Annotated in this window: 23 protein-coding genes; 14 read left to right on the plus strand and 9 right to left on the minus strand. The window is 72.7% G+C overall.

From position 1 onward, the window contains the following. The 4 genes from FHG89_RS02995 to FHG89_RS03010 form a co-directional block, all read left to right on the plus strand. Nucleotides 1-308 (plus strand): hypothetical protein (locus FHG89_RS02995; RefSeq protein WP_139582575.1); only part of this gene is annotated, 308 nt, incomplete at its 5' end. After that, nucleotides 305-712, plus strand: coding sequence for a roadblock/LC7 domain-containing protein (locus tag FHG89_RS03000; protein ID WP_007465177.1), 408 nt, complete (start codon nt 305-307; stop codon nt 710-712). The genes FHG89_RS02995 and FHG89_RS03000, both read left to right, overlap by 4 nt. Before the next feature lie 88 nt (nt 713-800). Further along, nucleotides 801-1,166 carry a DUF742 domain-containing protein gene (locus FHG89_RS03005; protein ID WP_139582576.1) on the plus strand — a complete coding sequence of 122 codons (366 nt, stop codon included), beginning with the start codon at nt 801-803 and terminating at the stop codon, nt 1,164-1,166. Then, complete coding sequence (locus FHG89_RS03010; protein ID WP_139582577.1) at nt 1,147-1,770, plus strand: GTP-binding protein; 624 nt, start codon at nt 1,147-1,149, stop codon at nt 1,768-1,770. The genes FHG89_RS03005 and FHG89_RS03010 overlap by 20 nt, the downstream gene beginning before the upstream one ends. A 43-nt stretch (nt 1,771-1,813) precedes the next feature. Here FHG89_RS03010 and FHG89_RS03015 read toward each other — a convergent pair whose 3' ends face one another. From FHG89_RS03015 to FHG89_RS03045, 7 genes are all read right to left on the minus strand, one after another. Further along, nucleotides 1,814-2,902 carry a uroporphyrinogen-III synthase gene (locus FHG89_RS03015; protein WP_139582579.1) on the minus strand — a complete coding sequence of 363 codons (1,089 nt, stop codon included), beginning with the start codon at nt 2,900-2,902 and terminating at the stop codon, nt 1,814-1,816. Then, on the minus strand, nt 2,902-3,249 hold the full coding sequence (nirD, locus tag FHG89_RS03020; RefSeq protein WP_139582580.1) for a nitrite reductase small subunit NirD: 348 nt from the start codon (nt 3,247-3,249) through the stop codon (nt 2,902-2,904). The genes FHG89_RS03015 and nirD overlap by 1 nt, the downstream gene beginning before the upstream one ends. After that, nucleotides 3,246-5,765, minus strand: coding sequence for a nitrite reductase large subunit NirB (gene nirB, locus FHG89_RS03025; protein WP_139582582.1), 2,520 nt, complete (start codon nt 5,763-5,765; stop codon nt 3,246-3,248). The genes nirD and nirB overlap by 4 nt, the downstream gene beginning before the upstream one ends. After that, on the minus strand, nt 5,762-7,201 hold the full coding sequence (locus FHG89_RS03030; protein ID WP_139582583.1) for an FAD-dependent oxidoreductase: 1,440 nt from the start codon (nt 7,199-7,201) through the stop codon (nt 5,762-5,764). Before FHG89_RS03030 ends, nirB begins: the two co-directional genes overlap by 4 nt. Continuing rightward, nucleotides 7,198-9,330: a molybdopterin oxidoreductase family protein gene (locus FHG89_RS03035; RefSeq protein WP_139582585.1), complete on the minus strand. Its 2,133-nt coding sequence runs from the start codon at nt 9,328-9,330 to the stop codon at nt 7,198-7,200. Before FHG89_RS03035 ends, FHG89_RS03030 begins: the two co-directional genes overlap by 4 nt. Before the next feature lie 168 nt (nt 9,331-9,498). Further along, complete coding sequence (locus FHG89_RS03040) at nt 9,499-9,774, minus strand: hypothetical protein (RefSeq protein WP_139582586.1); 276 nt, start codon at nt 9,772-9,774, stop codon at nt 9,499-9,501. Then, on the minus strand, nt 9,771-10,067 hold the full coding sequence (locus FHG89_RS03045) for a hypothetical protein (RefSeq protein WP_139582587.1): 297 nt from the start codon (nt 10,065-10,067) through the stop codon (nt 9,771-9,773). Before FHG89_RS03045 ends, FHG89_RS03040 begins: the two co-directional genes overlap by 4 nt. A gap of 414 nt (nt 10,068-10,481) precedes the next feature. On the opposite strand from FHG89_RS03045, the gene FHG89_RS03050 reads away from it, so the two are divergent. The 9 genes from FHG89_RS03050 (at nt 10,482) to glmM (ending at nt 17,029) form a co-directional block, all read left to right on the plus strand. After that, complete coding sequence (locus FHG89_RS03050) at nt 10,482-11,249, plus strand: helix-turn-helix domain-containing protein (protein WP_139582588.1); 768 nt, start codon at nt 10,482-10,484, stop codon at nt 11,247-11,249. Further along, entirely contained in the window at nt 11,240-11,440 is a 201-nt protein-coding gene (locus FHG89_RS03055; protein WP_139582589.1) for a DUF397 domain-containing protein, read from the plus strand. Before FHG89_RS03050 ends, FHG89_RS03055 begins: the two co-directional genes overlap by 10 nt. Before the next feature lie 137 nt (nt 11,441-11,577). Further along, the gene (locus FHG89_RS03060; protein WP_139582591.1) at nt 11,578-12,273 is read left to right on the plus strand and encodes a methyltransferase domain-containing protein; all 696 of its coding nucleotides are present in this window, start codon (nt 11,578-11,580) and stop codon (nt 12,271-12,273) included. Between the two features lie 89 nt (nt 12,274-12,362). After that, nucleotides 12,363-12,620 carry a DUF6364 family protein gene (locus FHG89_RS03065; protein ID WP_139582593.1) on the plus strand — a complete coding sequence of 86 codons (258 nt, stop codon included), beginning with the start codon at nt 12,363-12,365 and terminating at the stop codon, nt 12,618-12,620. Beyond that, on the plus strand, nt 12,610-12,903 hold the full coding sequence (locus FHG89_RS03070; RefSeq protein ID WP_139582594.1) for a hypothetical protein: 294 nt from the start codon (nt 12,610-12,612) through the stop codon (nt 12,901-12,903). The genes FHG89_RS03065 and FHG89_RS03070 overlap by 11 nt, the downstream gene beginning before the upstream one ends. Nucleotides 12,904-13,032: 129 nt before the next feature. Then, the gene (locus FHG89_RS03075) at nt 13,033-14,415 is read left to right on the plus strand and encodes an MFS transporter (protein WP_139582595.1); all 1,383 of its coding nucleotides are present in this window, start codon (nt 13,033-13,035) and stop codon (nt 14,413-14,415) included. A 209-nt stretch (nt 14,416-14,624) separates the two neighbouring features. Next, nucleotides 14,625-15,068 (plus strand): 50S ribosomal protein L13, encoded by a 444-nt coding sequence (gene rplM, locus FHG89_RS03080; protein ID WP_007465158.1) that lies wholly within the window; start codon nt 14,625-14,627, stop codon nt 15,066-15,068. A 20-nt stretch (nt 15,069-15,088) separates the two neighbouring features. Next, on the plus strand, nt 15,089-15,553 hold the full coding sequence (gene rpsI, locus FHG89_RS03085) for a 30S ribosomal protein S9 (protein WP_139582597.1): 465 nt from the start codon (nt 15,089-15,091) through the stop codon (nt 15,551-15,553). 117 nt (nt 15,554-15,670) lie between these two features. Continuing rightward, nucleotides 15,671-17,029: a phosphoglucosamine mutase gene (gene glmM / locus FHG89_RS03090; RefSeq protein ID WP_139582598.1), complete on the plus strand. Its 1,359-nt coding sequence runs from the start codon at nt 15,671-15,673 to the stop codon at nt 17,027-17,029. A 79-nt stretch (nt 17,030-17,108) separates the two neighbouring features. Here glmM and FHG89_RS03095 read toward each other — a convergent pair whose 3' ends face one another. After that, on the minus strand, nt 17,109-18,302 hold the full coding sequence (locus tag FHG89_RS03095) for a pyridoxal phosphate-dependent aminotransferase (RefSeq protein ID WP_139582600.1): 1,194 nt from the start codon (nt 18,300-18,302) through the stop codon (nt 17,109-17,111). A gap of 333 nt (nt 18,303-18,635) precedes the next feature. Between FHG89_RS03095 and glmS the strand changes: the two genes are divergently transcribed. Next, the gene (gene glmS, locus FHG89_RS03100) at nt 18,636-20,549 is read left to right on the plus strand and encodes a glutamine--fructose-6-phosphate transaminase (isomerizing) (RefSeq protein ID WP_139582601.1); all 1,914 of its coding nucleotides are present in this window, start codon (nt 18,636-18,638) and stop codon (nt 20,547-20,549) included. A gap of 57 nt (nt 20,550-20,606) precedes the next feature. Here the strand turns inward: glmS and FHG89_RS03105 are convergent. Then, nucleotides 20,607-21,785, minus strand: a 1,179-nt coding sequence (locus FHG89_RS03105) for an alpha/beta hydrolase (RefSeq protein ID WP_139582602.1), incomplete at its 5' end; no start/stop codon positions are given.

The raw sequence follows: 21,785 nt of genomic DNA on the forward strand, positions 1-21,785 counted from the left end.
CACCCGCCGCGCCGAGCGCACCCGCCGCGGACTCGAGCGCCTGGCGGACCGCGGCGGACGAAGGCTGGTCGCGGGCCAGCCGGGCCGCCGAGCCGGCCGCCGCCGGTACGACCCGCTCGGGGCTGCCCAAGCGGGTGCCGCAGGCGCAGCTCGTGCCGGGCGGCATCGAACCGAAGGGTGGCCGGGACCGTAGCCGGCGCACCCCCGATGAAGTACGCGGCCTGTTGTCGGCCTACCACCGCGGCGTGCAGCGCGGCAGGACGGCCGGGACGGACCAGAACAGCACCTCGACCAAGGAGAGCCGATGAACAGGCCAGCTGCCATGCAGGACATGGGTTGGCTGCTCACCAACTTCGCCGACAGCGTGGCGGGTATCGCCCACGTGGTGGCGGTGTCCGCCGACGGGCTGCTGCTCGCGTCCTCCCGGGATCTGCCGGGGGACCGGGCGGACCAGCTCGCCGCGATCACCTCCGGCGTGGTGAGCCTGACCGAGGGCGCGGCCCGGATGTTCAGCGCGGGCGGGGTGTTGCAGACCGTCATCGAGATGGACAGCGGATACCTCTTCCTCATGTCGATCAGCGACGGCTCGTCGATGGCCGTGCTGGCCGCCCGGAGCTGTGACGTGGGCCAGGTCGGGTACGAGATGGCGTTGCTGGTCGAGCGGGTCGGTGCCGCGCTGGTGCCGCTGCCGCGGGACGCGGTGCGTTCGTAGCAGCGGGGCCCGCCGCGCGAACCGCGCTCCGGGTCAGGGACGGGAGGCGGCGTTCGCCGCCTCCGTAGGGGACGAGGAGGTGATCGGGATGGACCAACGGCGCGTTGACCCGCGTGGTGCTCTGGTGCGTCCGTACGCGGTCACCCGTGGGCGTACGGAGCCCCGGCAGGACATCGCTCTCGAGGCGGTCCTCATGGCTTCGCTCACCCAGGTCGCCGAGTCCCGTTTCGCCGGGCACGACAAGCACCGAATCGCCACGGTCTGCGAGGGCCGGGCACAGTCGCTGGCGGAGATCGCCGCGTACACCCGGATGCCGCTGGGCGTCGCCCGGGTGTTGGTCGCCGACATGGTGGCCGAGAGCCTGCTGACGTTACACACTGCTGCTCCCGCCGAGGGGTTCGAGGAGCGGATGGAACTGCTTGGAAGGGTGCTAAGTGGACTTCGCAGGCTATGACCCCGCTGGGGGGCGGCAGAGCCGGGGAATCGTCTCCGCGAAGATCGTCGTCGCGGGCGGTTTCGGCGTCGGTAAGACGACGCTGGTCGGCTCGATCTCCGAGATCACGCCGCTGACCACCGAGGCGGTGATGACCGCGGCCGGTGTCGGCATCGACGATCCGTCCAAGGTGCCGGGCAAGGAGACCACCACGGTCGCCATGGACTTCGGCCGTATCACGATGGCCCAGGACCTGATCCTGTACCTCTTCGGTACACCCGGTCAGACCCGGTTCTGGTTCATGTGGGACGAGATCATCCGGGGTGCGGTGGGTGCCGCCGTGCTGGTGGACACCCGCCGGATCACCGACGCGTTCGCCCCTCTGGACTACTTCGAGAACCGCAACCTGCCGTACGTGGTGGCGCTGAACCGTTTCGACGGCGCCCCACAGTACGAGGCGGAGGAGGTCCGCGAGGCGCTTGCGATCTCGCCGCAGGTGCCGCTGGTGATGACCGATGCCCGGAACCGGGAGTCGGTCAAGCAGGTGCTGGTGACGGTGGTCGAGCACGCCATGCTCCGGCTCCAGGCCGAGCACGGCAGGGGTTTCCCCACGCCCGTCGGCTGAGCCCGTCGCGGTCGGCCGGTACGTACCGGCCGACCGCGACGCGTCAGTCCACCCGGAGCCGGTAGCCGCGTTTGACCACGGTCTGCACCACTCGCGGGGCGCGCAGGCCGGCCCGGAGGCGGGCGACGGCCATCTCCACGGCGTGCTCGTCCGCGCCCCGGGGCAGCGTCCGCAGCAGGGCGGTACGCGACAGCACCCGGCCGGGGGACTGGGCCAGCGCCCGCAGCACCGCCATCGGCGCGGGGGCGAGCGGGCGCAGCTCGCCGTCGATCACGGCGGCGTGCCCGCGCAGGGTCAGCAGGTGCCCGGCGGCCTTCAACGTCACGGTCCGGCGGGGCAGTTCGTCGACGATTGTGCGTACGAGCGCTCCGAGCCGGGCCCGGCCGGGCGCGCTGACCGGTATGCCCTGCCGCAGCAGCGGCTCGGCGGTGACCGCGCCCACGCAGCTGGCGAGCACGTCGGTGCGGAACGCGGACAGCACCGCCTCGCTGCGGTCCCCGGCCGCCCGCAGCAGGGCCTCGGCCGCCGGCGCCGAGGTGAACGTCACCGCGTCCACCAGCCGGCCGGCGATCAGGTCGATCAGCCGGTGCAGCGGCGCCGGGTCGGTGGGCGGCGCCCACCGGTAGACCGGCACCTCGATCACCGTGGCGCCGGCCGCCTCCAGCGCGAGCGTGCACTCCGGTTGCCGCTCACCGTGCAGCTGCATGGCGATCACCTGCCCGGCCACGCCGCGCCGCCGCAGGTGGTCGACCACCTCGTCGCAGCTCTCCGAGGCCGGCGACCACTGGTCGTGCAGCCCCGCCGCCCGGATCGCGCCGCGTGCCTTGGGCCCCCGGGCCACCACGTACGACCCGGCCAGCACCGAGCGCAGCGGCTCGGCGAGCCCCCAGCCCTCGGCCGCCTCCAGCCATCCGCGCATACCGATGCCGGTGTTGGCCATCAGGATGTCCGGCGGTTGGTCCAGGCAGGCGCGGGTCGCCTCGCGCAGTTCGGTGTCGTCGGACAGCGGCACGATCCGCAGGGCCGGGGCGAGCACCACCCGAGCGCCCCGGCGTTCCAGCAGCGCGGCCAACTCGTCGCGCCGCCGGTCGGCGGTCACCCCGATGGTGAAGCCGGCCAGTTCCTCCCGCATCAACCCTCCTGTCGCAGCCGCACTTCGACCAGCCCGTCGCGGCAGCGCGCGTCGTGTCGGGCCACGGCGACGCCGGGCAGGTCGAGGCAGTGCCCGGTGCGCAGGTCGTACACCTGCTTGTGCAGGGGTGAGGCGACCGTGGGGACCCCGCCCCGGCTGCCCACGATGCCCCGGGACAGGACGTACGCCCCGGAGACGGGATCGCGGTTGTCGATCGCGAACAGCCCGTCCGCGGTCCGGAAGAGGGCGACCTGCACACCGTCGACCAGGGCGGCGACCCCCCGATCGGGTTCGAGCCGGTCGACGGGGCAGATCGCGGTCCAGTCCAGGGTGATGGCGGGGTTCATCGCCGTACCTCCGGTAGGCCCAGCGCGACCGGCTGCCGACGGTGACCTTCGGCCGGGGTGTCGCCACGGGCGGGCACCCGCTGGCCGCGCTCCAGCGCGAAGGTGATCGACGGGTCGGGCACGTCGGGAGCGTTGACGAACGAGGTGTAGCGGCGCAGCCGGTCCGGGTCCTCCAGTACGTCACGCCACTCGTCGGAGTACGACTCCACGTGCCGGGCCATCGCCGCGTCGAGGTCGGCGCAGAGGCCCAGGGAGTCGTCCACGATCACCGCGCGCAGGTGGTCCAGGCCGCCGTCCAGCGCCTCGATCCAGCCGGCGGTGCGTTGCAGCCGGTCCGCGGTGCGGATGTAGTAGATCAGGAACCTGTCGATGAGGGTGATCAGCATCTCGGTGGACAGGTCGGTGGCGAACAGGTCGGCGTGCCGGGGCCGGAAACCGCCGTTGCCGCCGACGTACAGGTTCCAGCCGTTCTCCGTGGCGATGATGCCGAAGTCCTTGCTGCGGGCCTCGGCGCACTCCCGGGCGCAGCCCGAGACCGCCGACTTGAGCTTGTGCGGCGCGCGCAGCCCCCGGTAGCGCAGCTCCAGCGCCACGGCCAACCCCACCGAGTCCTGTACGCCGTACCGGCACCAGGTCTCGCCGACGCAGGACTTCACAGTGCGCAGCGCCTTGCCGTACGCGTGGCCGGACTCGAAGCCGGCGTCCACCAGCCGCCGCCAAATCTGCGGCAACTGCTCCACCCGGGCCCCGAACAGGTCGATCCGCTGCCCACCGGTGATCTTCGTGTAGAGCTGGAAGTCCCGGGCGACCTCACCGATCACGATCAGCTTCTCCGGGGTGATCTCGCCGCCGGGGATCCGGGGCACCACCGAGTAGCTGCCGTCGCGTTGCAGGTTGGCCAGGAAATGGTCGTTGGTGTCCTGCAACGACGCCTGCTCCCCGTCGAGCACGTGCCCGCCGCCCAGCGAGGCGAGGATCGACGCCACCACGGGCTTGCAGATGTCGCAGCCGCGCCCCCGGCCGTGTTCGGCGACCAGCCGGGAGAAGGTGCGGATGCCGCGTACCCGGACGATCTCGAACAGCTCCCGCCGGCTGACGTCGAAGTGCTCGCACAGCGCGCTGGACTGCGCCACCCCGGCCGCGTCCAGGAGCTGCTTGAGCATCGGCACGCAGGATCCGCAGCTGGTGCCGGCCCTGGTGCACGCCTTCAGCGCGGCCACGTCCGCGCAGCCGTCGGCGATGGCGGCGTCCACATCGCCACGGGTCACCGCGTTGCAGGAGCAGACCTGCGCGGTGGCGGGCAACGCGCCGGCGTCCGCGCCGCCGCCGTCGGGCGCGAGCAGCGCCAGCGGCGCGGCCGGCAGCGGCCCGCCGACACTGGCCCGCAACGTCGGGTACGCGCTGGCGTCGCCGACCAGCACCCCGCCGAGCAGGGTGTGCGCGTCGTCGGACAGGACGAGCTTGGCGTACACCCGGGTGGCCGGGTCGGTGAACGTGACGTCCAGGCAGCCCTCGGTGGTGCCGTGCGCGTCACCGAACGAGGCCACGTCCACGCCGAGCAGCTTGAGCTTGGTGGCGGTGTCCGCGCCCGGGAACGTCGCCGCGCCGCCGACCAGCCGGTCGGCCACCACCTCGGCCGTCGCGTACCCGGGCGCGACCAGTCCGTGGCAGGTGCCGTCGACGGCCGCGCACTCGCCGACCGCCCAGATCCGCTCGTCGGCGCTGCGGCACGCCTCGTCGACCAGCACCCCGCCCCGCGGCCCCACCGGCAGACCGGCGCTACGGGCCAGCTCGTCGCGCGGGCGGATGCCGGCGGCCACCACCACCAGTTCGGCGTCGACAGTGCTGCCGTCGGAGAGTTCCAGGGCGGCGACCGCGCCGTCCGGGCCGGAACGGATCGCGGTGGTGGCGACCCCCAGGTGGGTACGGACGCCCAGCTCCTCGACGTAGCGCCGCAGCATCGCCCCACCGGCCTGGTCCACCTGCACCGGCATCAGCCGGGGTGCGAACTCGACCACGTCGGTGCTCAGGCCCAGCAGCCGCAGGGCGTTCGCCGCCTCCAGCCCGAGCAACCCGCCGCCGATCACCGCGCCGGCCCGCCGGCCCCGCGCGTACGCCCGGATGGCCGTGAGGTCGTCCAGGGTCCGGTAGACGAAGACCCCGGGCAGCTCCGTGCCGGGCACCGGCGGCACGAACGCGTACGAGCCGGTGGCCAGCACCAGCGCGTCGTAGGGGTACTCGCCGACGGCGGTCGTCACCACCCGCCGGTCCCGGTCGATGGCGGTGGCCGGCTCGCCGAGCCGCAGCCGCACCCCGTCGTGTGGGGTGTGCAGGTTGAGGTCGTCCTCGCTCACCCCGTCGAAGAACGCCGAGAGCCGCACCCGGTCGTACGCCGCACGCCGCTCCTCACCCAGCACGGTCACCCGCCAGCGTCCCCGCGGGTCCCGGGCGCGCAGCGCGTCGACGAAACGCTGCCCGACCATTCCGTTGCCGATGACCACCAGGTCGCCGCTCATCGCGTCACCTCCACCGATTCCGCTTCGGACAGCCAGTCGACGATGCCGGTCACCGCGTCGCGGCAGCCGCCGCAGCCGGTGCCGGCGCGGGTCGCCGCCACCACCGCGTCGACCGTCCGGGCGCCGGAGCGCCAGCTTCTGACCAGCGCGCCCTTGCTCACCGTGTTGCACTGGCAGACGGTGGCCGCGTCCGGCATCAGCGCCGGTGAGGCGGCCGGTGCGGCGGCGGTCGTGCCCAGCGCCCGACCCAGCAGCAGCGCCCGCCGGTCGGCCGGCACCGGATGGCCCCGGTCGAACAGCTGGATCACCGTGCCGACCGCCGGGTTGTCGCCGAGCAGGATCGCGCCGACCAGACGCTCGTCGCGGATCCGCAACCTGGCGTACGTGCCCCGGGCCGGGTCCGTGAACGTCAGCTCCTCGCCCGGTTCACCGCCCACCGCCTCACCCATGGCGGCCAGGTCGATCCCGGCCGCCTTCAGCCGGGTCACCACCGGCCGGGGCCGGTAGCGGGCCAGCGGGTCGGTGCCGGTCAGCACGTCGGCGAGCACCCGCGCCTGCGCCCAGGCGGGTGCCACCAGGCCGGTGAGCGTCCCGTCGTGTTCGGCGCAGTCGCCGATCGCCGAGATGGACCGGTCGTCGGTGCGTAGCCGGTCGTCCACCACCACGCCGCGTCGCACGGTCAGCCCGGCGGCCCGCGCGAGGGCGGTGTCCGGGCGTACCCCGCAGGAGAGCACCAGCAGGTCGGCGCGCAGTGACCGGCCGTCGGCCAGGTCGAGGCGGACGCCTGTGTCGTCCGCGACCACGCCGGTGGCCGGTACGGCGAGTTGGCTGGTGACGCCGAGGGCGGCGAGCGTGCCGGCGAGCACGGCGCCGGCCGCCGGGTCGAGCTGGCGCTCCATCAGGTGCCCGGTGTGGTGCACCACGGTCGTGGTCAGCCCCCGGGTGGCCAGCCCCCGGGCGGCCTCCAGGCCGAGCAGTCCGCCGCCGAGCACGAGCGCGCTGCGGGCGCCGTCGGCCGCCGCGATGATCCGTCGGCAGTCGTCCAGGGTCCGGAACGGGACGACCCGCGGCGGCAGGTCGGCCGGGTCGAGGCCGGGCAGGGGCGGCACCACGGCCCGGGCGCCGGTGGCGAGCACCAGGTGGTCGTACCCGATGCGTTCGCCGTCGGCCGTGCCGACCTCGCGGGCCGACCTGTCCACAGTGGTCACCGGTACGCCGGTGCGCCTGTCGATGCCGTGCCCGGCGGCCTCGGTCAGCTCCACGTCCGGCTCGCCGATCCGGCCGGCCAGCAGGGTGGACAGCATGATCCGGTTGTACGCGCGGTGCGGTTCGGCCCCGAGGACCGTGACCTTCCGGTCCCCCTCGCGGGCGTGCAGCTCACCGGCGAGGCGGGCGCCGGCCATCCCGTTGCCGACGATCACGATCCGGGTGGTCATGCCTTCTCCACCCGGACCGCGCAGACCTTGAATTCGGGCATCCCGGAGATCGGGTCCACCGCGTCGTTTGTCACCGAGTTGGCCCGGGCCGCCCCGGCCCAGTGGAACGGCGCGAAGACGGTGTCCGGTCGGATGCCCGCGCTGAGCCGGGCCGGAGCGCGCAACTCACCCCGGCGCGAGGTGACCAGCACCGGGTCGCCGTCGTCGATGCCCAGTCGGGCCGCCAGGTCGGGGTGCAGCTCGACGAACGCCTCGGGCGCGGCGCGACGCAGCGCGGCCACCCGGCGGGTCTGGGTGCCGGACTGGTACTGGGCCAGCACCCGGCCGGTGGTGAAGTGCAGCGGGTACGTGGCGCACACCTCCTCGGCGGCCGGCCGGTGGTCGACGGGGTGGAAGCGGGCCCGGCCGTCCGGGGTGGCGAAGCGGTCGGCGAAGAGCCGTGGGGTGTCTGGTCCGTCCTCGCTCGGGCAGGGCCAGTGGACGCCGTCGGCGGTGTCGATCCGGTCCCAGCTGATGCCGGCGTAGTCGGCGGCGCCACCGGCGGAGGCGCGGCGCAGCTCGGCGAAGACGGTGCTCGGGTCGGCCGGGAACCGGGCCGCCGCGTCGGCGGCGGCGGAGTCGTCGGTGGCGAGCCGCGCCGCCAGGTCGGAGATGATTGCCAGGTCGGTGCGGACGCCCGGCGGGGGTGGGCGCAGCGCGCGCCGGCGCAGCACCCGACCCTCCAGGTTGGTCATCGTGCCGTCCTCCTCGGCCCACTGCGCGGTGGGCAGCACCACGTCGGCAAGCGCCGCCGTCTCGGAGAGCAGCAGGTCGGCGACGACCAGCAGGTCGAGGTCGCGCAGCCGGCGTTCGATCCGGGCCGCCCGGGGAGCGGAGACCACCGGGTTCGAGCCGAACACCAGCAACGCGCGCGGGCCGTGAAGGGTGCCGAGCGAGTCGAGCAGTTGATACGCCGGCACACCCGGACCCGGCAGCTCGTCGGCAGGCACGCCCCAGACCCCGGCGACGTGCTCCCGGGCCGCCGGGTCGTCGATGCGCCGGTACCCGGGGAGCTGGTCGGCCTTCTGCCCGTGCTCGCGCCCGCCCTGGCCGTTGCCCTGGCCGGTGAGGCAGCCGTACCCCGAACCGTCGCGGCCGGGCAGCCCGAGGGCCAGGGCCAGATTGACGTACGCGGTGACGGTGTCCACGCCCTTGGCATGCTGCTCAGCGCCCCGCGCGGTCAGGATGATCACCCGGCCGCCGGTGCCCAACGCCCGGGCGGTCGCCTCCAGGTCGGCCACCGGCACCCCGGAGAGCTGCTCCGCGCGGGCCGGCCACCAGGCGGCGACGCTGCGGCGGACCGCCTCGAAGCCGGTGGTCCGCCCGGCCACGTACGCCTGGTCGACCCAACCCTCGGTGAGCGCGATGTGCAACAGCGCGTTGGCCACCGCGAGGTCGGTGCCGGGCAGCGGTTGCAGGTGCAGGTCGGCCTGCCGGGCGGTGGCGGTGACCCGGGGGTCGACGACGATCAGCCGGCCACCGGCCTGGCGTTGCTCGGTGAGCCAGCGCACCAGCGGCGGCATGGTCTCCGCCGGGTTGGCGCCGACCAGCAGCAGGGTGTCGGCCCGGCCGAGGTCGGAGAGCGGGAACGGCAGCCCCCTGTCGATTCCGAAGGCGCGCATCCCGGCTGCCGCCGCCGAGGACATGCAGAACCGTCCGTTGTAGTCGATGTGCCGGGTACGCAGCCCGATCCGGGCGAACTTCCCCAGCGCGTACGCCTTCTCGTTGGTCAGGCCACCGCCGCCGAAGACGGCGACGGCGTCCGGCCCGGCGCTGTCCTGGACGGCGCGGATGCCGGCGACGATCCGGTCCAGCGCGGCGTCCCAGCTCGCCGGGCGCAGCTCGCCGGTGGCCGCGTCGCGCAGCAGGGGAGTGGTCAGCCGGTCCGGGTGGTCGAGCAGCTCGGCGGCGGTCCAGCCCTTCTGGCAGAGCCCGCCACGGTTGGTGGGGAACTGGCGGGGGAGCACTGTCACCCGGTCGTCGTCCGCGCGCAGGATCATGCCGCACTGGAGGGCGCAGTACGGGCAGTGCGTCGCCACCTCCCGGGGCACCCGCCCCGGTCGAGTCGCCGACCGTGCACCGTCTGTCATGTCGGGAAAGCGTGCCGGCGGGCGGTTTCCGGTCCGGGTCCCTTCTGTTTCGGTCCTGTCAAGTGGGGCTCACACCGCACGGAGGCAGGGGACGTGACGGGTGGGTGATGGCGGCCCGGACGGACGCGTGACCAGAGCGGCGGCGCCGGGCTTCATCTCGTGGGACGGTCAGCGCAAGTCGGCGCGGCGGGGGCGGCGGGTCAGGGACAGCCAGCCCAGGAAGCGGGCGTGATGTGCCCGCAGATCAGGGCGAACGCCCAGGGAGTACAGGTCGTCAAGCGCGTCCTGCATGTTCGCTGCCAGGTAGAACGCCAGGGCGATCGAGTGGCCGTAGAACTCGGTCGCGAGGTGAAGCTGAGCCGGCGAACACGGCCAGGGAGCGGCGCAGTTACGGCAGAGCCACGCCGGGCGCATCGGCTGGTGCGGGCGAGGGCGTCTGGTCATCCGAACCGCACCGGGCCTCGCTTGACGGGCGTGCGCGTGGTCGACCGACGGACCGCCCGGGCGGGCACGTCCGACCAGATCAGGCCCGCGGACATCACGAACAGGGACCGGCGCGCGACCGCATCGCCGTTCGCGGCCAGCTCGTAAGCGTCAATCCACAGCCATCCGTCGTACGTCGGCCAGTCGAGAACACGGATAACCCGGACGAAGATCGGGCTCAGGAACTGCACACTCGCGGCGCGGGTCAGGTGCAGGACGTCACCCGCGCGTGGCTTGCGCGCGGACCCGCTCATGCGTCCACCCGGAGTTGCCCGGCGACGCGGTTGAGTCGGTTCACCGGCCAGGGCGTAACGATGGTCCCTGGTGGCCAGGGCACGCCCGGTGACGACGGCGGGGCCGGGTCGGGCTTCGGCTCGGGCTTCCGATCGGGTGGCTCGTCCGGCACGGTGCTCCCCCTGGCCGTCGATGTGGGAAGGGACCGCCCCGTGAGTGCTCGCCCGTGGAGATCTTGGACAGTTTTCGTTCTGTGCTGACGGAAACTGTCCAAGATCTGGGCGGGGCAGGGGCGGCCCCGGCGAACGCGTCCGCCGGGTCTCGGGTCCCCGCCGGCCGCGCCGTCTATCGACCACCTTGCCATCGGTGACGGGACCAGTACACGACGTTGTTCTATTCTCGGGGGACGTTCGGGATGTTCATCTGGAGGCGGGATGAATCATGCACTTCAGGCGGCCATGGCCGAAGCTGGCGAGACAGCCGAAAGTCTGGCAGCTCAGACGGGCGTTGACCCGAAGACCGCCGCGCGTTGGATAAGCCCGGGACGCGTGCCGCAGCCCCGTCGGCGCGCCAAGCTGGCCGCGCTCCTCGGGAGGGACGTTGGGGACCTCTGGCCGGATGTCCTCAGAAGGCGCGAGCCGCAATGGCTGCGCGAGTGGGTCGACTGGGAACGCGAAGCCCTCGCGATTCGCTGGTTCGAGCACACGTGGGTGCCCGGCCTCTTGCAGACCGAGGCGTACGCGCGGGCGACATTGGTAGGCGAAGCGTTGACGACGAGCGAGGTTGACGATGTGGTCGCCTCCCGCATCGACCGACAGGCCATTCTCCGCCGTGAACGCCCGCCCCTGCTGATCGCAGTCGTACACGAACTAGTCCTGTACCAGTCGGCGTACGGCGATCGACCGCTGATGCGTGAGCAGGTCGGCCACCTTGCCCAGTGCGCGGTCTCGCCCGCCGTGCAGGTGCTCGTCGTGCCGCAGGACGTCGGGATGTATCCGGGCCTCGGCGGAGGCTTCATCGTGGCCGAGTTGCCCGACGGCGAGCAGGTCGCACATATCGACAGCCAGGTGCGAGCGCAGATCGTAAATGGATCTGCGGACGTTGCTACGCTGAATCGCAGATGGGAACGCATCAGAAGCGAGGCGCTCTCCCGTCAACAGTCCCTCGACCTGATCAGGAAAGCAGCGGGATCATGGACCTGACCGGCGCGCAGTGGCGTAAGAGCACGAAGAGCGGAAACAACGGCGGCTCGTGTGTCGAGGTCGCCGACAACCTCCCCGGCATCGTCCTCGTCCGCGACACCAAAGACCGTGACGGCGGGACGCTGACCTTCGGGCCGGCGGCATGGGCCGGCTTCGTCGACCTGGCGAAGGCGATCGGCCCCGTCGGCTAACCAGCGCAACTCAACCAGCCCCCGGTTTCCTTGAGATCCCAAGGAGCCGGGGGTTTTCCGTGTGTCCCCGGATCAGGGGCCGTTCGTCGCGAATCGCTTATAATGTGGGAAACTGGTCTCAAAATATGGGAGCTGCGATGAGTGTCGCGGACGCGTTCGACGCGGTGGCCGGTACGTATGACGAGGCCCGCCGACGGCTCGTGCCCTGCTTCGACGCCTTCTACGGCACCGCCGTCGAGGTGGCCGCGCCGCCGCTGCGCGCCGCCCTCGCTGCCGGCCGTACCCCCGAGGTGTTGGATCTGGGCGCGGGGACCGGCCTGCTCTCCCTGCTGCTCGCCGCGGCGGTGCCCGGAGTCCGGCTGACCCTGGTGGACGCCGCACCGGCGATGCTCGCCCGCGCCGCCGACCAGTTGAACGCGCGGTCCGTGCCACACCGAACGGTCCGGGCCGACCTGGCGGACGAGTTGCTGCCGGGCCGGTACGACGCGGTGGTCAGCGCCCTGGCCATCCACCACCTGGACGACGCCGGCAAGCGCGCGCTCTACCGGCGGGCCGCCGCCGCGCTGGCGCCAGGCGGGGTGTTCGTCAACGCCGAGCAGGTCGCCGGCCCCACCCCGGCGTTGGACCGGCGTTACGACGAGGTGTGGACGGCCCGGATCACCGAGCTGGGCTCGCCCCCCGAGGAGATCGCCGCCGCCCGGGAACGGATGCGCCACGACCGCCCGGCGACCGTGGCGGACCAGTGCCGGTGGCTCGCCGAGGCGGGCCTGGTTGACGTCGACTGTTTCTTCAAGGAGTGGCGTTTCGCGGTGTTCGGTGGCCGGGCCGGGTAATCCCGGCGGAATGTACGTTTCGCCGCCCTGGGGCGAGCCGATGAGCGAGGGGATGACTGACGGTCACACCCGTGGGTAATCTCCTCGGCATGACTGCCAAGGTGACTCTCTCGTTCACCGACGAGACGATCGAGGAGGCGCGGCGGTTCGCCAAGCGTGAGGGCCTGTCGCTCTCCGCGTGGATGGACCAGGCCGCCCGGGAGAAGGCGCTGCGCGAGGTCTTCACCGCGCACGCCGCCGCCGTGGGCCGCGCCAGCCTCGACCTGGAGTCCGCCGCCCTCGCCGACGCCCGCGAGGTGGGCATGGTCAACGATTTGCTCGCCGGCGGACGGCCGCGTGCTGCGTAGAGGTGAGGTCTGGCGCATCGAGGGCGCCCGCGAACGCCTCGGCCTCGTGATCAGCTCGGATGTCTACAACTCCACCGACGTACCCATCGTGATCGTGGTCGAGGTCGTCGAGGAATCACTGCTGCGTGACTCCCCACTCGCCGTCCCGATGGGCCGGTACGTGGTGATGCCCGACCGGATCTCGTCACCGATGAAGAAGTGGTTCACCGACTGCGTGGACGTCGCCGACACCGACACGATGCTCCGCGTCGGCCGCGCCCTGCGCATCCTCCAGCAGCTCTGACCGCCGACCTCACCATCGCCGCCGGCCCCTGGTGCGCTGCCCGTTTCCGGCCCGACCCGCGACGGGCACTGCCAGGTAACCAGGCGTTCCTAGCGTCTCACCTCGTCACACCGACGAGGAGGAGCCGCCGTGAGCACGCTCACCAGCACCGCAGTCACCGCCGGACCCCCGACCGCCGCCGGCCGCCGGCACACGCTCGACGACTGGCGTCCCGAGGACCCCGACTTCTGGCGGACGACGGGAGCGCCCATCGCCCGGCGCAACCTCTGGGTGTCGATCTTCGCCGAGCACGTCGGATTCTCGGTGTGGAGCCTCTGGTCGGTGACCGTGCTCTTCCTCGGCCCCGCGTACGGCATCGACCCGGCCGGGAAGTTCCTGCTCACCGCCGTGCCGGCCGCCCTGGGCGCGGTGCTGCGGCTGCCGTACACGCTGGCCGTGGCCCGCTTCGGCGGCCGCCGCTGGACGATCGTGAGCGCGCTGCTGCTGCTGGTGCCCGCGGTCCCGATGACGGTGCTGCTGGAACCCGGGGTGTCCTACTCCACGCTCATGGTGCTCGCCTGCCTCACCGGGGTCGGCGGCGGCAACTTCGCCTCCTCGATGGCGAACATCAACCTCTTCTACCCGCAGCGCCTCAAGGGCCGCGCCCTCGGCCTCAACGCCGGCGGCGGCAACCTGGGCGTACCGGCGGTGCAACTGGTCGGGCTGGCGGTGCTGGCCACCGCCGGGGCCGCGTACCCCCGGCTGGTCCCGGCGGTCTACCTGCCGCTCATCGTGCTGGCCGCGCTGGCCGCGGCCCGCTGGTTGGACACCGTGCCCGGGGCTCGCAACGAGCCGGGCGCGCTGCGCGAGGCGGCCCGCGACCCGCACACCTGGATCATGTCGCTGCTCTACATCGGCACCTTCGGCTCGTTCATCGGGTTCGGTTTCGCCTTCGGCCAGGTGCTCCAGCTCCAGTTCGCCGAGCGGTTCCCCACCCCCGTCGACGCGGCCTGGCTGACCTTCCTCGGTCCGCTGATCGGCTCGCTGATCCGGCCGCTGGGCGGGCACCTCGCAGACCGGCTCGGCGGAGCCCGGGTGACCTTCTGGAACTTCGTGGCGATGGCCGCCGGCGCCACCGTCGTGCTCCACGCCGCCCGGGAACGCTCGTTCGGGCTCTACCTGACCGGTTTCCTCGCCCTCTTCGTCTTCTCCGGCGTCGGCAACGGCTCCACGTACAAGATGATCCCGGCCATCTTCCGGGCCCGGGCGGCGGACGCGGTGGCCAGCGGCCGGCGCGACCCGGAGGCCGCTGCGCGGTGGGCGCGACGGATGACCGGCGCGTTGATCGGCATCGCCGGCGCGGTGGGAGCCTCCGGCGGGGTGCTTGTCAACATCGCGTTCCGGCAGTCGTTCCTCGGCTCGGGCAACGCCGACGCCGCCTACCTGGCGTTCATCGGCTGGTACGCGCTGTGCTTCGCGGCCACCTGGGTCGTCTACCGTCGTCCGAGGGCCGGACGGCTCGCCGGCGTGTGAGCTGGGCCATCCCGGCGGGCACTGGCGCGCGGGGGCGGACCCCGTTTTGACCTGCCGACGGGGCGCCGGGTATCGTTGCCTGCTGTTGTACGACATCCAGAGGCGTGCCCCATCAGGTACGCTTGGTCGTTCGTGCGCGCTGGTCCGGCCTGCAAGATCTGGTCACCTCGGCGCGCGACCCCAGACCGACGACGAGACAAGGTAGACCTGTGCGTACGTACAGCCCGAAGCCGGGTGAGATCGAGCGTCAGTGGCACGTCATCGACGCCTCTGATGTCGTGCTGGGCCGCCTGGCCACCCACGCCGCCACGTTGCTGCGTGGTAAGCACAAGCCGACTTTCGCGCCGCACGTCGACACGGGCGACTTCGTCGTCATCGTGAACGCGGGCAAGGTTGCGCTGACCGGCAACAAGCGCCAGACCAAGGTCGCTTACCGCCACTCGGGCTACCCGGGTGGTCTGAAGCAGGTCGGCTACGACGAGCTGCTGACCAAGCGCCCCGAGCGGGCCATCGAGCTGGCTGTGAAGGGGATGCTCCCGCACAACAAGCTCGGCCGTCAGCTGATCAAGAAGCTGAAGGTCTACGCCGGTGCCGAGCACCCGCACCTCGCGCAGCAGCCGGTGCCGTTCGAGATCAAGCAGATCGCGCAGTGAGCGCGGGCGAAGGAAGCAGCATGACCGACATCACCGAGACCGAGGTTGCCCCCGAGGCCACCGAGGCGCCGGCGCCCGTCGCCCGCGCGCCGCGTGGTGACCGCCCGATCCAGACCGTGGGTCGGCGCAAGGAGGCCATCGTCCGGGTCCGTATCGTCCCGGGCACCGGCAAGATCACCTGCAACGGCCGCGACCTCGAGGCCTACTTCCCGAGCAAGGTGCACCAGCAGCTCATCAAGGACCCGCTGGTCACCGCCGAGAAGCCCGAGGCGTTCGACGTCATCGCCAACCTGCGTGGCGGCGGCACCACCGGCCAGGCCGGTGCGCTGCGGCTGGCCATCGCCCGTGCGCTGATCGTCAGCGAGCCGGACGACCGCCCGGCCCTCAAGAAGGCCGGTTTCCTCACCCGGGACGCCCGGGTCAAGGAGAGCAAGAAGTACGGCCTCAAGAAGGCCCGTAAGGCTCCCCAGTACTCGAAGCGCTGATCTTTCCCAGCGCGTTGTACTTCTGACGGACGGCCGGTCCGCCTCCCCTCGACCGGGGAGGTGGCCCGGCCGTTCCGCTTTCTCCTCATCGGCAGTGCTCATCGGAGGTTGGCGGGTATGGGTCGGTTGTTCGGCACGGACGGCGTACGCGGGCGCGCGAACGCGGATCTCACACCCGAATTGGCGCTCGCGCTCGCGGTGGCCGCCGCGCACACGCTCGCCGAGACGGACCGCAGCCATCCGCCGCTCGCGGTCGTCGGCCGGGACACCCGCGCCAGCGGCGAGATGCTGGAGGCGGCCGTGGTGGCCGGACTGACAAGCGCCGGCGCGAACGTCGTGCGGGTCGGCGTGCTGCCCACCCCGGCGGTGGCGTTCCTCACCGCCGAGGCCAAGGCCGACCTCGGGGTGGTGCTCTCCGCGTCACACAACCCGATGCCGGACAACGGCATCAAGCTCTTCGCCGCCGGCGGGCACAAGCTGCCGGACGAGATCGAGATGCGGATCGAGGCGGCCGTCGAGGCGAACGCCACCACCGCCTGGGACCGGCCGATCGGGGCCGGCGTCGGCCGGGTGCACGACCTGCTCGACGGCGCGGACCACTACGTCCAGCACCTGGTGGGCACCCTGCCGCACCGGCTGGAAGGGCTCAAGGTCGTGGTCGACTGCGCCAACGGTGCGGCGAGTGAAGTCGCTCCGGTCGCGTACCGGGAGGCCGGCGCGGAGGTCATCGCGATCCACGCCGAGCCCGACGGCCTGAACATCAACGACGACTGCGGCTCCAACCACATCGAGGCGCTGCGCGAGGCCGTGGTCGAGCACGGCGCCCACCTGGGCATCGCCCACGACGGCGACGCCGACCGCATCGTGGCGGTCAGCGCCGACGGTGACGAGGTGGACGGCGACCAGGTCATGGCGATCCTCGCGCTCGCCATGCGCGACGCCGGCACGCTCACCCAGGACACCCTGGTCGCCACCGTCATGAGCAACCTCGGCCTCCGGCTGGCCATGTCCGCGCAGGGCATCCGGCTGATCGAGACGAAGGTCGGCGACCGGTACGTGCTGGAGGAGCTGCGCGCGTCCGGCCTGGCGCTCGGCGGCGAGCAGAGCGGCCACATCGTCATGCCCGCCCACGCCACCACCGGCGACGGCGTGCTCACCGGCCTGCACCTGATGGCCCGGATGGCGGCCACCGGCCGGTCCCTCGCCGAGCTGGCCTCGGTGGTCACCAAACTGCCGCAGGTGCTGATCAACGTGCCGGTCGGGGACCGCACCGTCGGTGCCGCCGCGCCCGCCGTCCGCGCCGAGGTCGAGCGGGCCGAGGCGGAGCTGGGCGAGACCGGGCGGGTGCTGCTGCGCCCGTCGGGCACCGAGCCGCTGGTCCGGGTGATGGTCGAAGCGGCCACCGAGGCCACGGCCCGCGAGGTCGCCGAGCGGATCGCCGCGCTGGTCCGTACCGCAAGCCCCGCCACGTCCTGACGGCCCACGCTGTGGAGCTGAATCGTCCACGACATCAGCTCCACAGCGTCAGCCCGGCGAGGTCAGCCGGCCCGGCCGGTCAGCCGGTTGTCAGGGCGCGCAGCCGGGTGACCGCCTCGGTCAGCACCTCCGGGCGCTTGCAGAAGGCGAACCGGACCAGCCGCCGGCCCGCGTCGACGTCGTCGTAGAAGACCTGGGTGGGCACCGCCACCACGCCGCACCGCTCCGGCAGCGCCCGGCAGAACTCCATGCCGTCCCGGCCGCCGAGGGGCGTGATGTCGGCGGTGACGAAGTACGTCCCCTCGGGGGTGAGCACGTCGAATCCGGCGTCGGTGAGACCGCCGACGAGCTGGTCGCGGCGCTGTTGGAGGCCGTCGCGAAAACCGGTGTAGTAGTCGTCCGGTAGGGCCAGCGCCACCGCGACCGCCGGTTGCAGAGGCGCGGCGTTGGTGAAGGTCAGGAACTGCTTCACCCGCAGCACCGCCGACACCAGCGCCGCCGGGCCGCTCACCCAGCCGATCTTCCAGCCCGTGCAGGAGAACGTCTTGCCGGCCGACGAGATGCGCAGCGTCCGCTCCCGCATCCCGGGCAGCCCGGCCAGCGGCACGTGCGGGCTCGCCGCATCGGTGAAGACCAGGTGCTCGTACACCTCGTCGGTGATCGCGTACGCGCCGAACTCCTGGCACAACTCGGCCACCAGGGCCAGCTCGGCCCGGCTGAACACCTTGCCGGTCGGGTTGTGCGGCGAGTTGAGCAGCACCAACCGGGTACGCGGCCCGAACGCCGCCCGCAACGCGTCCGGGTCGAAGGCGTACCGGCCGTCCGCCGCGGGACGCAGCGTCACCGGGCGCCGGACCGCGCCGGCCAGCGCGATCGAGGCGGCGTACGAGTCGTAGTACGGCTCGAAGCAGACCACCTCGTCACCTGGCTCGCAGAGGGCGAGGATGCTCGCCGCGACAGCCTCCGTCGCGCCCGCGGTGATCACGATCTCGCCGTCCGGGTCGTACGCCAGATCGTGGAAGCGCCGCTGATGGGCCGCGACCGCCGCGCGCAGGGCGGGTATCCCCGGCCCGGGCGGGTACTGGTTGTGCCCGCCGCGCAGGGCCTCGGCGGCGGCCGCCAGCATCTCCGGCGGACCGTCGGTGTCGGGGAATCCCTGGCCGAGGTTGACCGCGCCGGTCCGCACGGCGAGGGCGGACATCTCGGCGAAGATCGTCGTACCGAAGGGCCGCATCCGGGCCACCAGCGGGTCGACATCGGTGCTCGTCGTCATCTGCGCCAGCCTACGACCACACCCGGGTCGAACCCCAGCCTCACTCTGGCGCGTAGGAGATGCCGAAATACCCCCGCTCCGTGATGACCACCACCGGCGGCTGCGGCGGAGGCGTCCACGGCGCGTCGGACATGGCTGCTCCGGGCGGGAGTGGGTATGGGACCAACGAACCATCGAAGGGACGCGCCGAGAGGCTGTCGCCTGGCCGGGTCTCACGCGCCCTGTGACGCTCGTCCCGTTCCAGCCGTCCAGCCCTAGATCGCTCAGATTCGGTGATTGATTAGCCGACTTTCGAGCACCCACGATGAGCGAAACTGGGTTAGGCTGCGGGCCATGTGTGGAATCGTGGGATACGCGGGCGCGCGCCCCGCACTCGGCATCGTGCTCGACGGGCTGCGGCGACTGGAGTACCGGGGCTACGACTCGGCGGGCGTGGCGATCGTCTGCGAAGACCAGCTGCTGACCGAGAAGAAGGCAGGCAAGCTGGCCAACCTGGAGAAGGTGCTCTCCGAGCGGGCCGCCAACGACCCCGCCGACTGCGCCGCCAGCCCGATCGGCATCGGTGACGGCACCACAGGCATCGGGCACACCCGCTGGGCCACCCACGGCGGCCCGACCGACCGCAACGCCCACCCGCACGTCGCCCCCGACGGCCGGGTCGCGGTGATCCACAACGGCATCATCGAGAACTTCGCCAAGCTCCGCTCCGAGCTGGAGGCCGACGGCGTCCAGTTCACCAGCGACACCGACACCGAGTGCGCCGCCCACCTGCTCTCCGCCGCGCTCGCCGACCTGCGCTCCGCCGGCCAGCCGGACAGCCCGCAACTGCTCGCCGCCGGCATGCGGGTGGTCTGCCAGCGGCTGGAGGGCGCGTTCACCCTCCTCGCCGTGGACGCCGCGGTGCCCGGCGCGGTCGTCGGCGCCCGGCGCAACTCGCCGCTCGTGGTCGGGCGCGGCGACGGGGAGAACTATCTGGCCAGCGACGTGGCCGCGTTCATCGAGCACACCCGCGACGCGGTGGAGCTGGGCCAGGACCAGATCGTCCTCATCACCGGCGACAGCATCGAGATCACCGACTTCGACGGCCAGCCCGCCACCGGCAAGGACTTCCACATCGACTGGGACTCCTCGGCCGCCGAGAAGGGTGGCTACGACTGGTTCATGCTCAAGGAGATCGAGGAGCAGCCGCAGGCCATCGCCGACACGCTGCTCGGCCGGCTCACCGACACCGGTGAGATCGCCCTCGACGAGGTCCGCCTCAGCGACCAGGACCTGCGCGACGTCGACAAGATCTTCATCGTGGCCTGCGGCACGGCGTACCACTCCGGCCTGGTCGCCAAGTACGCCATCGAGCACTGGACCCGGATCCCCTGCGAGGTGGAACTGGCAAGCGAGTTCCGCTACCGCGACCCGGTCCTCGACCGGTCCACGCTGATCGTGGTCATCTCGCAGTCCGGCGAGACGATGGACACCCTGATGGCGCTGCGCCACGCCAAGGAGCAGAAGGCCCGCGTGCTGGCCATCTGCAACACCAACGGCTCGACGATCCCCCGCGAGTCCGACGCCGTGCTCTACACCCACGGCGGGCCCGAGATCGCCGTCGCCTCCACCAAGGCGTTCCTCACCCAGCTCGTCGCCTGCTACCTGATCGGCCTGCACCTGGCCCAGGTCCGCGGCATCAAGTTCGCCGACGAGGTCGGCGCGGTCGTCGCCCAGCTCCAGGAGATGCCGGGCAAGCTGCGCGAGCTGCTGGACCGCATCGAGCCCGTCCGTGAGCTGGCCCGGGAGCTGAAGTCCGAGCCCACCGTGCTGTTCATCGGCCGGCACGTCGGCTACCCGGTGGCCCTGGAGGGCGCGCTCAAGCTCAAGGAACTGGCGTACATGCACGCCGAGGGCTTCGCCGCGGGCGAGCTGAAGCACGGCCCGATCGCCCTGATCGACAAGGGCACCCCGGTGATCTGCGTGGTGCCCTCCCCGGTGGGTCGCGGGATGCTGCACGACAAGGTCGTCTCCAACATCCAGGAGGTACGGGCGCGCGGCGCACGGACCATCGTGATCGCGGAGGAGGGCGACGAGGCCGTCGTCCGGTACGCCGACCACCTGATCTACGTGCCGCGTACGCCCACCCTGCTGGCCCCGCTGGTCACCACTGTGCCGTTGCAGGTGCTCGCCGCCGAGATCGCCGCTGCCCGGGGGCACGACGTGGACCAGCCCCGCAACCTGGCCAAGTCGGTCACCGTCGAGTAACCGCCACTCGCGTCCCGAGCCCCGGTCACCGCACCATCGGTGGCCGGGGCTCGGCCGTCAGCGGCCCAGCACCACACGGGCCATCCCGTCCAGCGCCGGGTTGCCCGGATCCCAGTAGCCGGCGTGTCCGCCGCGACCACTGGGGAACACCCGCCCGCCGAAGCCGGGGTCGGCCGGGTCGTGGCCGAACCACAGCTCGTGCCCCGTCCGGTCGGGCCAGCCCAGCACCGCCGCGAGCGGGGCCGCGCCGAGCAGGGCACGCCGGCCCACCTCGTCGACGGGCCGGGCCAGCCGGATCACGTCGTCGGGGGCGCTGCTCGCCCAGACCTGGCCGGGCGGAACGCCCAACTCCCCGGCATGCGTGGCGCCGACCCCGGGGGAGCCGACGAACATCAGCGCGTCGGCGGCCAGACCGTGCTCCCGGGCCGCCACGCCCACCACAAGCGACCCGTAACTGTGCCCGAGCACCGTCTGCCGGGCGGGCGGACCCTCGTGGCTGGCCCGCAGGCCCTCCTGGAACCGGTGCAACGCCCCGCCCGCGTCCCGGGCCTGACCCGCCGAGGCGGCCTCGGTCAGGAAATCCGGCGCGTCGTAGTCCAACCACAGCACCGCCGCGCCGCGCTCCTGCGGGGCGAGCGCGGCGCACCGCTCCAGCACCCGGGCCGCCCGGCCCAGCTCGCCGGGGGCGTCGTCCAGGCCGGCGGTCATGCCCGGCACGTAGGTCAGCACCCGATCGGCGTGGTCCGGGTCGCCGAGCGCCACCACCACCCGGCCCTCACCGGCCGGGTCCAACCCCAGCAGGTACGCCCGCGGGTCCCCGGCCGCCAGCCGCTCGGTGAGCGCGTCCAGGCCGGCGAGCTTCGCCGCCACCGCCCGCAGCCGCAGCGACGCGACCGGCCCCGGCGGCACCTTGGCCAGCAACCGCCGGCGCTCGGCCAGCAACTCCCCGCGCCGGGCACCCAGCAGCAGACGGTTGGCCTGGTCGCGGGCGGCCACCGGCACCCCGTCCAGGCCGCCGACCAGCGCCGGTTCGTGCCCGACCAGCCACCGTCGCTGCGCCGGGGCCAACCCGGACCACCAGGCACGGACCAGCTCCGGCGCGGCACCGGGCGCCGGCCGACCGGGCGGTGGCGGCGACGCCCAGCCCGAGCGGGCGGCCCGGGCCAGCTCGTCCAACCGGTCGGCGGCCGCCCGGTCCGCCACATCGGCGCCGTCGAGCGCCGCGCGCAGCGCCGC

It is taken from the genome of Micromonospora orduensis, from assembly GCF_006228125.1.
Classification (GTDB): Bacteria; Actinomycetota; Actinomycetes; order Mycobacteriales; family Micromonosporaceae; genus Micromonospora; species Micromonospora orduensis.